At 65.9% G+C, this 13,098-nt stretch carries 1 protein-coding gene; it reads right to left on the bottom strand.

Annotated features, from left to right (window positions below):
* Positions 1 to 11 precede the first annotated feature (11 nt).
* On the bottom strand, positions 12 to 13,055 hold the full coding sequence (locus tag FDZ84_RS24195) for a type I polyketide synthase (protein ID WP_168587765.1): 13,044 nt from the start codon (positions 13,053 to 13,055) through the stop codon (positions 12 to 14).
* Positions 13,056 to 13,098: the final 43 nt, after the last annotated feature.

The following is a 13,098-nucleotide window of genomic DNA, read 5'->3' as shown; positions in this document are numbered from 1 at the left end:
GGTCTGCGGTCTCAGGACTCGCGTTCGCCCAGCGCTGCTTCGACGAGGTCGGCTACATCCATCGCATCGATCGAGGTCGCGACCGCATCGTCCGGGGAGCTGCCGGAGTCGACTGGGTGTCCGGCAAGTGCGAGAAGGGGATCCACCAAGCCTGCCTCACGCAAGGCCGCGAACGAGATCGACGTCAGTGCCGCTCTGATTCGCGCCTCGTCCTGCTCGGGAATGTCTGCTCCCGCGGACTCGGGAAGAAGCCTCGCCCGCAGCTCCGCAGCCAGTTCCGCAGGCGTGGGATGGCTGAAGATAATTGTCGATGGCAACTGGAGGCCGGTAGCTCGATTGAGCCGAACGCGGAGTTCGACCGCGGCCTGCGAGTCGAATCCGCTGTCCTTGAAAGCTCGTTCCGATGCGACGGCCTCTGGTCCGGAATGTCCCAGTACCAGAGCTGTTTCGTTGCGTACCAGCTCCAGGATCAGCTGTTCCTGTGCCGGCCTCGGTGCCGCGGCCAATCGCTGCCGCCATTTCACCGACGCGTCGGCAAGGACTCCCGCCTCGGACTGAGCATCGGCGAGGAGTTCCTTGACCTCGGCCAGTTCGTTCAGCAGAGGCCGCGGCCTAGCCGCCAGGAATCCCGCGCCGAAACGTGCCCAATCGACGTCGGCCACTACCAGGGAGGTTTCGTCCTGTTCCAGTGCCCGCCGAATTCCGGCGATGGCGTACTGCGGAGCCATTGGGGAAAGGCCGTATCGGCGCAGCTGGTCTCCTGTTTCGCCGGCGGCCATACCCTCGCCGGCCCACGGCCCCCACGCCACCGCAGTCGCGACCAGCCCTCGCGACCGACGCTCTTCCGCCAGCGCATCCAGGTAAGCATTCGCCGCTGCGTAAGCCCCCTGTCCCCCAGCGCCCCAAACTCCTGACACCGACGAAAACAAGACGAACGCGTCCAATTCCACATCGGCCAGCAAGGCATCCAAGTTCGCGGCACCAGCCACCTTTGCGGACAACACGTCATCAAAATCAGCCAAGCTCATTGACGCCGCATCACCAGTCTCGATCACGCCTGCCGTATGCACTACCGCGGTCAATGGGTATTCAGCCGGAAGGGCTTTCAGCACTTCGGCCAGTGCCTCGCGATCGGTCACATCGCATGACGGGATCGACACCCGAGTACCCAGACCCTCCAGTTCCGTCCGCAACTTCTCCGCACTCGGTGCCTGCTCTCCGCGTCGACTCACCATCACCACATGTTCAGCTCCGGCGTCGGCCAACCAGCGAGCAGCGTGCGCCCCCAAACCACCCGTGCCGCCCGTCACCAGTACCGATCCACTAGGGCGCCACGCCTTCTTCACACCAGCTGAGACACCATGGCGTACCAACCGACGTGCGAACACGCCGTCAGAACGGATCGCGACCTCGTCCTCACCAAGACCTGCCAGCACAATCGACAAGCGCGCTTGAGCGTCTTCATCGAACAAGACCGGCAGATCGATCAAGCCGCCCCACCAGTCCGGATGCTCCAACCCCACAACACGCCCCAACCCCCATACCAATGCCTGCTCGGGACGAACCGGTACATCCCCCACCGACACGCCACCACACGTCAGCAACCACAACCGGGCATCCGCACCAGCGGCCGCCAAAGCCCGCACCAACTCCACGGTCAACGCGAAACCCCGTGACACCGTAGAAAACCCCGGAAGGATCGATTCTTCCAAGCACAGCATTGACAACACGCCAACAAGATCCGGCCGATCCGAACACAAGGTCCCTACCCGGTCGCCGAAGGAGATCGGGTCGGAGTCGTCAGCCTCCACCAACACCACCGAGCCGCCGCGTGCCCGCAATGCGGCAACGCAGTTCACCACCTCCGGTTTGCTGGACCAGCCATGGGGGGCGAAGACCAGCCAAGTACCGAAGACGGTTCCTCTTGGCGGGAGTCCAGCTACTTGTCTCCAGTCGATGCGGTAACACTGCTGATCCATAATGGACTCGGTATTGCGTGTTCTCTGCCAGCCGCCCAACACCGGAAGGGCATTTCGCAAGGAATCCACGGCAGCGCCGTCGTCCACGATACCCAATACGTTTGCAAGCGATGTCACATCTTCGTGCTCAACAGCGCTCCAGAACTCCGTTTCAATATGCCGACCCATGTCGTCGGCAGAAGATTCATGCACCGCATTCAGCCAGTACCGCTGCCGCTGGAAGGCATACGTCGGCAACTCGACCCGCTTCGCCCCGGTACCGGCGAAAAACGACCGCCAGTCGACTGGAACACCACGCACGTAGACCTGTGCCAGGGCCGTCATCACGTTCTGCGCTTCGTCCCGGTTCCGGCGCATCGCCGGGACCGCGGCCACTCTTCCGGACTGATCGAATTCGGCTGCACATTCCGGGATCAGCGCTGACAACGCCCCGTCCGGGCCGAGCTCGACAACAGTGGCCACATCGTGCTCAACGAGCGCCTGGACACCATCGGCGAAGCGAACGGGCTCACGCACCTGACGCACCCAATACTCCGGCGTAGCCATCACGCCGACGTCATCGAGCGCACCAGTCAGCGTCGACACGACCGGCAGATCGGAACCCCGGAAGTCCACGGTTCGTGCGATCTCCGCGAACTCGTCCAGCATCGGTTCCATCTGGGGCGAATGGAAAGCATGCGACACCCGCAACCACCGCGTCCGGTACCCTTGATCGTGCAGCTGATCAGCGACTTCGGTGAGTAGTTCGCCGTCACCGGAGAGCACAATCGATTCCGGAGCGTTGATCGCCGCGATCCCGATCCGGTCCCGCACTCCATCCAGCAGAGATTCGACCTGGTTCTCACTTGCAACCACCGCGAGCATGCCGCCGCCCTGCGGCAACGCCTGCATCAACCGGGCACGACCCGCCACCAACCGCGCCGCCTCCGGCAACGACAACACACCCGCCGCGTGCGCCGCCGCCAACTCACCCACCGAATGCCCCAGCACCACATCCGGCCTAACACCCCACGAACCCAGCAGCCTCAGCAAACCAACCTGCAACGCGAACAAACCCGACTGCGCCCACAACGTCCGCTCCAGCAACTGCGCATCCGAACCGAACACCACATCCCGAACCCCCACCTCCTGCCCCAGATGCTCATCCAGCTGGGCGCAAGCTTCATCAAACGCGTCAGCGAATGCCGGAAACACCGAGTGCAACCGGCGGCCCATCCCCGGCCACTGGCCGCCCTGACCGGAAAACACAAATCCAATGCGGCCACCATTTCCCGCGAATCCTGAGACCACTTCGGGCACGTCACGGCCGCTGGCCAGTGCCCTCAACCCGGTCAGGAGCGCGTCACGGTCCGACCCGAGCACTACCGCCCGCTCGTCCAGCGCCGCTCGGCCAGCGGCCAGCGAATACGCCACATCGAGCGAGGAAGCATCGGGGCAATTGTCCAAATCGGACATTAGCGTAGCCGCTTGGGCGGATAGTGCTTCGGGTGTTTTGCCCGACACCACCCATGGCACCACCGGAACATCAACGACAGAACTCGAATCCGGTTCCGCTGACTGACTCGTCTCCTCTGTGGGTTGTTCGAGGATGACGTGTGCGTTGGTGCCGCTGATCCCGAACGACGACACTCCCGCCCGACGGACACGACCGCTGTCGGGCCAGGGTGTGTTCTCCGTGAGAAGTTGGACCGTGCCTGCCGACCAGTCCACCTCCGACGTGGGCTCGTCCACGTGCAATGTGCGCGGAAGTTGCCCGTGCCGCATCGCCATGACCATCTTGATCACACCAGCGACACCCGCCGCTGCCTGTGTGTGACCGATGTTGGACTTCATCGATCCCAGCCACAACGGCCGGCCACGTTCACGATCACGCCCATAGGTGGCGATCAGGGCCTGTGCCTCGATCGGATCACCAAGCCTGGTTCCGGTCCCATGCGCTTCCACGGCATCCACATCGGACACGCCCAAATCCGCATTCGCCAGCGCCTGCTGGATGACCCTTTGCTGCGACGGACCATTCGGTGCCGTCAAACCATTCGACGCACCATCCTGATTCACCGCCGACCCACGAACCACCGCCAACACCCGATGCCCATTCCGCCGGGCATCCGACAACCGCTCCAACAACACCAACCCAGCGCCCTCACCCCAGCCGGTACCGTCCGCGCCCTCCGCGAACGACTTGCACCGCCCATCCGGTGCCAGACCCCGCTGACGGGAGAACTCCACAAACGTCGCCGGCGTGGCCATCACCGTCACACCACCGGCCAACGCCAGATCACACTCACCGGAACGCAGTGACTGACCCGCCAAATGCAGGGCCACCAGCGACGACGAACACGCCGTATCGACCGTCACCGCAGGACCCTCGAAACCGAACGAATACGCGACCCGGCCCGACGCCACACTGCCCGCGCTGCCATTACCGAGATAGCCTTCGAAGCCTTCCGGGGCTCGGCTAGCGAACCGTCCCGCGTAGTCGTGATACATCAGCCCCGCGAACACACCGGTCCGACTCCCGCGCAGCGACCCCGGATCAATCCCGGCCCGTTCGACGGTTTCCCAGGACAGCTCCAGCAGCAACCGTTGCTGCGGGTCCATCGCCAACGCCTCACGCGGAGAAATCCCGAAGAAACCCGCATCGAACTCCGCCGCGTCCCGCAGGAAACCGCCCTCACGCACATACGAAGTCCCGAGATGATCGGGGTCTGGATCGAACAAACGCTCCAGATCCCAGCCGCGATCGTCCGGGAAGTCCGCGACCGCATCCACGCCCCCGGTCACCAAACGCCAAAGCTCCTCCGGTGAGGACACCCCACCCGGATAACGACACCCCATCCCGACTATCGCAATAAGATCGGCTTCGACACTCGCGGTCGCGGTCGTGGTTGTCACTGGCCCTGGCGTCGTCCCGGTCTTGCCTGCGAGTTCCTGGTGCAGGAACCGGGCCAGCGCCCGCGGCGTCGGGTAGTCGAATACGGCGGTTGCCGGTAGCCGCGCCCCCAGCACCCCGGCCAGGCGGTTACGAAGATCGACACCGGATAGAGAGTCGAAGCCCAGATCCCGGAAAGCACGCTCGACACCGACCTCGGCCGCACCCGAATACCCCAGGACCCTCGCGGCGTGCTCCCGCACCACCGTGAGCAAGGCGTCCTCGTCCGCGAGGTCGGTGCCAGCACTCCGCCTGATAGAGGTGATGGCAGGTACCAATGCCGTCAGCATTGCGGGTAGCGTTCCCGATCGCGCCTGCTCAGCCAGGAAGGTCCTGTCCAGCCTCGCCGGAACCACCGCTGCCCGATCCAGCGCCAGCCCGGCATCGAACAGCCGCAACCCATCCTTGGTGGACAACGGCGGGTTGGAACGGGCGATCCTGCTCCGGTCGACATCGCTGAGCCTCTCCGTCATCCCGCTCGGCTGCTCCCACAGGCCCCAGGCCAGCGACACCGCAGGCAAACCCTGTGCCCGCCGGTCATACGCCAACGCGTCCAGGAACGCGTTCGCCGCCGCATAATTTCCCTGACCCGCGGCGCCGGTCACCCCGGACAGCGAGGAGAACAACGCGAAAAACGACAAGTCCATATCCCGAGTCAGCTCATGCAGATACCACGCCCCCGCCGCCTTCGGGCCGAACACCGCCGCCACGTCCTCCGGCGACAACGACTCGATCACCCCGTCAGCCAGCACACCCGCGGCATGCACCACGCCACACAGCGGAAATTCCGCCGGGACCGCCGCCAGCAACCGCTCCAGATCACCACGATCCGCAACATCGCAGGCCACCACATCGACCACCGCACCGAAGCCCTCCAGCTCACCCACCAACTCGGTGATTCCAGGAGCATCCCAGCCACGACGGCCCGCCAACACCACACGGCGAACACCGCGCTCGGCCACCAGGTGGCGGGCCACCAGCCCACCCAACAGACCCGTGCCACCGGAAATCAGCACCGTCCGGTCGGGACCGGCCACCACCGCGGGCACCTCGACCGGCGGCGGAACCGACGCCACACGCGGCGCTCGCACCGCACCCTTGCGCAGGGCCACCTGCGGTTCCCTCGCCCCCAACGCAGTCGGCAGCGCGCGCCACGACTCGGCGGTGCCGTCCACATCGACCAGCACAAACCGGCCCGGGTTCTCCGACTGCGCCGAACGCAACAACCCCCACAACGGCGCATGCGCCAGACCGGACGCACCATCACCCGCACCCGTCGTCACCGCTGCACGCGTCACCACCACCAGACGTGCCCCGGCCAACCGCGGCTCAGCCAACCATGACTGGAGCAGAGCCAGCGTCTCCTGGGTCTCCGCGAGTGCCGCTGCGCCGGCGTCGGGATCCGCCTGTTCTCCGGCGCAATAGACCACGACATCAGGAACCAGCGCACTGGAATCAAGTTGCCCGGCGAGCTCAGCCAGACCCGCACACCGGTCGGCGGAACCTGGTGCGAGCTCGATGAGACCGGCCCTGCCGCAGGCGACATCACCGAGCAAGGCCCAGCGACCCGACACCGTCGACCGCGTCGCCACCGGCTCCCAAGTCACCTCGAACAGCGCGTCACCGACAGCGTCCCGGTACGCCGGCTGTTTCGACGACACCGGCCGCAACCGGAGAGAATCGATCGAGGCGAGCAACCGCCCACCCTCATCCATCACGGCCACCGATATCGCGTCGGGTCGGCTGGTCTGCAGCCGCACCCTGCTGACCGTCCCGCCCGGAACCGAAAGCTCCACGCCGGTGAACGAGAACGGCAGCCACGCGCCGCCCTCCGCCGGGCGGTCGCTGAGCGCGGACGCCTGCAGGGCGGCATCCAGCAACGCCGGGTCGATCAGGAATCCCGACGCCATCGCACCAGCCGCCGCCGGCAGGGCGACCTCGGCAAGAACCTCACCGCCACGACGCCACGCCGCCCGAAGCCCCTGGAACAACGGCCCGTACTCGAACCCGTTCCCAGCCATAGCCACATAAAACTCACCGAGAGCAATCGACTCGGCACCCTCAATCGACCAATCAGCGACCGCCCCACCACCCGTGCCGACAGTGAGCTCGCCCGTGGCGTGCCGCGTCCAACCCCCACCACCGGACACCCCGGCCGGGCGGGAATACAGGGACGTGGATCGCCGACCGTCTTCGTCGGGCGCGTTCACCAGCAGCTGGACTTCGATACCATCGCGTTCGGGCACCACCAGCGGAGCTTCCAGGGTGAGCTCCTCCACCCGGCCACAACCAACACGCGCCCCCGCGTGCAAGGCCATCTCCAGGATGGCGGTGCCGGGGACGACGACCTCGCCCAGCACGCGATGCTCGGCCAGCCACGGATGCGTCCCCACCGACAACCGACCGGTCAGCACCATCCCATCACCGTCGGCCAACACAACCACAGCCCCCAGCAACGGATGCTCCGCACCAGCCAGACCCACACCCCTCACATCACCGGAAACCGATGACTCCAGCCAATACCGCTGCCGCTGGAAGGCATACGTCGGCAACTCGACCCGCTTCGCCCCACTGCCAGCGAAAAACGCCGACCAATCGACCGGAACACCACGCACATGAACCTGTGCCAGGGCGGTTGTCACGTTCTGCGCTTCGTCCCGGTTCCGGCGCATCGCCGGAACCGCGGCCACCCTTCCGACCTGATCGAATTCGGCTGCACATTCCTGGATCAGCGCTGACAACGCCCCGTCCGGGCCGAGCTCGACAACAGTGGCCACATCGTGCTCGACGAGCGCCCGAACCCCTTCGGCGAAGCGAACGGGCTCTCTCACCTGACGCACCCAATACTCTGGCGTAGCCAGCATGCCAGCGTCATCGAGCTCACCCGTCAACGTAGACACGACCGGCAGGTCGCAACGCCGGTAGTTCACCGTTCGTGAGATTTCGGCGAACTCATCCAGCATCGGGTCCATCCGATACGAATGAAACGCATGCGACACCCGCAACCACCGCCACCGAACCCCTTGCTCATCCAGCCCGCCGGCAATGTCCTCAAGCACCTCCCGATCACCGGAGAGCACGACCGATTCCGGAGCGTTGACCGCAGCGATCCCCACACGATCACCCCGATCGGCCAACAACGGCCGCAGCTGCTCCTCACCAGCAGCCACCGCGAGCATGGCACCGCCATCCGGCAACGCCTGCATCAACCGGGCACGACCCGCCACCAACCGCGCCGCCTCCGGCAACGACAACACACCCGCCGCGTGCGCCGCCGCCAACTCACCCACCGAATGCCCCAGCACCACATCCGGCCTAACACCCCACGAACCCAGCAGCCTCAGCAAACCAACCTGCAACGCGAACAAGCCCGACTGCGCCCACAACGTCCGCTCCAGCAACTGCGCATCCGAACCGAACACCACATCCCGAACCCCCACCTCCTGACCCAGATGCGCATCCAGCTGGGCGCAAGCTTCGTCGAACGCGTCGGCGAATGCCGGAAACATCGAGTAGAGCCCTCTTCCCATCCCCAGCCACTGACCACCCTGACCGGAGAACACAAACCCGATGCGGCCAGAGATCACGGATCCCGATACCACCCCGGAGGCCTCGCGACCGGCAGCCGGCGCTTCCAACCCGGACATCAACGCCTCACGGTCCGACCCCAGCACCACCGCCCGCTCATCCAGTGCGGCTCGTTCAGAAGCCAGCGAATATGCCACATCCAGCGCGGAAACATCAGAGTGATCGTCCAGATAGGACAACAACGCTTCGGTTTGAGCATTGAGCGCTTCCGGTGTTTTTCCCGATACCACCCACGGAACCACCGGAACATCCACAGTAGAGTCCGAATCAGGACCGCTGTGCTCCACAAACTCACTCGACGCTGTCGGAGACTGTTCGAGGATGACGTGTGCGTTGGTGCCGCTGATCCCGAACGACGACACCCCCGCCCGACGAGGACGGCCGTTCTCGGGCCACGACATATGCTCAGTGAGAAGCCGAACCACACCGGCCGACCAGTCCACCTGAGAAGTCGGCTCATCCACGTGCAACGTCGCGGGTAACTGCTCGTGCCGCATCGCCATCACCATCTTGATGACGCCGGCTATCCCCGCAGCTGCCTGCGCATGACCGATATTCGACTTCATCGAACCCAACCACAACGGCCGTTCCGGACCCCGTCCCTGCCCGTAAGTAGCGATCAACGCCTGCGCCTCGATCGGATCACCAAGCCGGGTGCCGGTCCCGTGCGCCTCCACTGCGTCCACATCGGACACTGACAACTTCGCGTTGGCGAGTGCCTGGATGATCACCCGCCGCTGCGACGGACCATTCGGCGCAGTCAAACCATTCGACGCACCGTCCTGGTTCACCGCGCTGCCACGAACCACCGCCAAAACCTCATGCCCATTCCGCCGGGCATCCGACAACCGCTCCAGTAGAACCAGGCCGGCACCCTCGGACCAGCCGGTGCCGTCCGCGGCCTCCGCGAACGACTTGCACCGACCGTCGGGTGCCAAACCCCGCTGACGCGAAAACTCCACGAACATCCCCGGCGTGGCCATCACGGTCACACCACCGGCCAACGCCGAATCACACTCACCCGAACGCAACGACTGACACGCCAGATGCAACGCCACCAACGACGATGAACACGCCGTATCCACCGTCACCGCAGGACCCTCAAACCCGAACGAATACGCAACCCGACCCGACGCCACACTCGTGGTGCTGCCAGTGAGCACGTAGCCGGCCGCCTCGTCGGTCGCTTCGTGCAGGCGTGGCCCGTAATCCAGGGAGGTTGCGCCGACGAAGACGCCGGTTTGACTTCCGTGCAGGGTCTGCGGGTTGATCCCGCCTCGTTCGATCGCCTCCCAGGCGATTTCCAGCAGCAATCGCTGCTGCGGATCCATCACCAACGCCTCGCGCGGGGAAATCCCGAAGAACCCGGGATCGAAATCCGTGGCGCCATGCAGGAACCCGCCGGCGCGCACCTGCGAAGTCCCCGCACGCTCCAGGTCCCAGCCTCGGTCTGCCGGGAACTCGGACACGACGTCCCGCCCAGCAGCGACCAACTGCCACAACTCCTCGGGCGAGGACACCCCACCCGGAAACCGGCAGCCCATCCCGATCACGGCGATAGGCTCGTCCGCTTCGGACTCCGGTCGGGGCGAGGTCATGGGGGCCGGCTCGTCCAACAACAACATCCGTACCTGGCGGGCAAGCTGGTACGGCGTCGGACAGTCGAAAACCACGCTCGGCGCGAGACGCAGTCCCGTGGCCGCGTTGAGGCGGTCGCACAGCTCAACCACCGTCGAGGAATCGAAGCCCAGGTCCTTGAACGTCCGATCCGGGTCCACCCCTTTCGGATCGGAGTGGCCGAGGACCGCGGCTGCCTGTGCCCGGATCATCGTGAGGGTCGTCGAGTCCGCGTCCGCCGTCGGCGAAGACCGCAGTTTCTCCCGCAATGCTGTCGACACGTCGCGCTCGGGCGTGGCGACGTCGGGAAGTTTCGTGTCCAGCCAGTAGCGCTGTCGTTGAAAGGCGTACGTCGGCAGGTCGATCCGCTGCGCCCCGGTGCCGGCGAAGACCGCGTGCCAGTCCGCGGCCACTCCGTGGACGTGTGCTTTGGCCAGCGACGTCAGCGCCTGCCGCAGGCCACCTTCGTCACGGCGGAGTGTCCCGAGCGCCACTACCTCCCGACTGGCTCGCGCGGCGATTTCCTGGATGCTCGCAGTCAGCACCGGGTGCGGGCTGATCTCGATGAATGCGTTGTGCCCCCGCGTCAACAGGGCCTCGACCGCCGCTTCGAACAGCACCGGTTGACGAAGGTTGCGGTACCAGTAGTCGGCGTCCACCGGCCGGTCCAGCAGTTCCCCGGTCGTCGTCGAATAGATCGGGATGCTCGCGGTCCTGGGTTCGATCGGCGCCAACAGCGCCAGCAGCTCGTCGCGGACATCCTCGATGTGCGGCGAATGGGAGGCGTATTCAACGGGAATCCGGCGCATCCGGAGCTCCCGGCGCGCGCACTCGGCCAGCAGGTCCGCCATCGCCTCCCGGTCTCCCGACACCAGGGTCGACGCCGGTCCGTTCACCCCAGCCACGCCAATCCGATCGCGCCACGGCAACAGGATTTGTCGCACCTCTTCAACGGGATGCTGAAACGAGGCCATCGCGCCTCTGCCGGCCAGCGCCGTCAGAAGCCTGCTGCGCACCGCCACTACCCTTGCGGCATCGCGGACGGACAGGGCCCCGGCGACGCAGGCCGCCGCGATCTCCCCCTGCGAGTGCCCGACGACCGCCTCCGGACGCACGCCCCACGAACGCCAGAGCTCTGCCAGCGAGACCATGACGGCGAACAGTGCCGGCTGGACGACATCGTCGCGATCAAGCTGCGGAGCGCCGGCCGCGTCACGCAGCACATCCAGCAGAGACCAATCCAGGTGCGGCGCCAATGCCTCCGCGCAGGCGTCAATGGACGCCGCGAAAACCTCGGAGGTTCCGAGCAGCTGCCTACCCATCCCGATCCACTGGCTGCCCTGCCCGGGAAATACGAAGACTGCCGCCCGCTCGCCGAAAGTCGTGCCCGTACACAGCGCGGGCGCGTCGTCGCCGTCAGCGAGGGCCTTCAACCCGGCGAGCAGTTTCGGCTCGTCGTCCGCGACCAGCGCGGCGCGGTGCGGCAGTGCGGATCGAGTGGTCGCCAGTGAGTAGGCGACGTCCAATGGACTTTGACCGGCAGTATTGAGGTGCGTGTGCAAGCGCGCCGCCTGCGCCCGCAATGCGACCGGTGTTCTGGCCGACAAGACCCAAGGCATGGTCGCCTCAGCGGGTCCACTGCGCCTTGGCTCCACCTGGGACGAGTCGGAGAGCACCAGGTGGCAGTTCGTGCCTCCCATTCCGAAGGCACTGACGCCGGCCAGCAGCGGGCCCTCGCTCTCCGGCCACGGCCGCAGATCACGCTGGACGCGTAGATTCAGTTCGTCCAGCGGGATTTCCGGGTTGGGGGCGGTGAAGTGAAGACTCGGCGGCAGTTCTCGGTGCCAGATGCTGAGTGCGGTCTTCAGCAGTCCGGTGACGCCCGCCGCTGCTTCCAGATGGCCGACGTTGGTCTTCGCCGACCCCACACGGAGCTTGTCGCCGGGTCGTCTTGCCGCCCCCAGGACAGCTCCGAGAGCTGCTGCTTCGACGGGGTCCCCGACCCTGGTCGCGCTGCCGTGGAGCTCGACATACTGCACTGCGGCCGGGTCGACACCCGCGTTCCGGTATGCCTGGCGCAGCAACTCCGCCTGGGCGTCTGCCGCCGGAACCGTGAGCCCAGCACCGCCCCCGTCGTTGTTGACCGCGCTGCCGCGGATGAGGCAGTAGATCCGGTCGCCATCGGCGCGAGCCTGATCGGCCTTCTTCAGCACGACGAGGCCGCCGCCCTCGCCACGGACGTAACCGTTGGCCCGAGCATCGAAGGTGAAGCAGCGACCATCCGGGGAGAGCGCACCGAAGTCCAGCAGAGCCCTGTTGCTCTCGGCAGCCAGGTTGAGGTTCACGCCGCCGGCGAGAGCGATCGCGCACTCGCCCCGTCGCAGGCTCTCGCTGGCGAGATGCACGCCGACCAGGGACGAGGACTGACCGGAATCCACCGTCAGGCTTGGCCCGCGCAGCCCGAGCACGTAGGACACGCGGTTGGCGATCAGACTTCGATGGGTGCCGGTGAAACGGTACTGCGCAGCCACTTCCGACGGGATCTTGCGAAGCAGGGCGGCGTAGTCGTCTGAGATCGCCCCCATGAACACACCCGCGGCAGTTCCGCGCAGCTCGCCGGCGGGGACACCGGCGTCTTCGAGAGCCTCCCAGGCGAGCTCCAGAGCCAGCCTCTGCTGGGGGTCCATGGCGGCCGCTTCTCGCGGCGAGATCCCGAAGAACTCGGGATCGAAGCAGTCGACATCAGCCAGGAAGCCGCCCCATTCTGGGCCCTTGGGCGCATCCCGACCGGGCAACGGGTCGCCCCACCGCCCTTCCGGGACGGTGGTGATGGCGTCCGTTCCGGTGCGCAGCAACCGCCAGAAGGAAGCCGGGTCAGGTGCCTGGGGCAGGCGACAGGAGAGGCCGACGACGGCGATCAGGTTCCCGGCTTCGCTCATTCGGTACTGCCCCTCCGATTCCTGGACACACGATCAGCAAGTT

Origin of the sequence: Saccharopolyspora sp. ASAGF58 (assembly GCF_012277335.1) — a bacterium.
Classification (GTDB): Bacteria; Actinomycetota; Actinomycetes; order Mycobacteriales; family Pseudonocardiaceae; genus Saccharopolyspora; species Saccharopolyspora hattusasensis.
The sequence above is the reverse complement of the archived record's forward strand: the minus strand, read 5'-3'. Positions and strand labels throughout refer to the sequence as shown.

Coding starts and splice junctions, on each gene's coding strand:
- FDZ84_RS24195 (WP_168587765.1), bottom strand. CDS start 13,055: ATGAGCGAAGCCGGGAACCTGATCGCCGTCGTCGGCCTCTCCTGTCGC.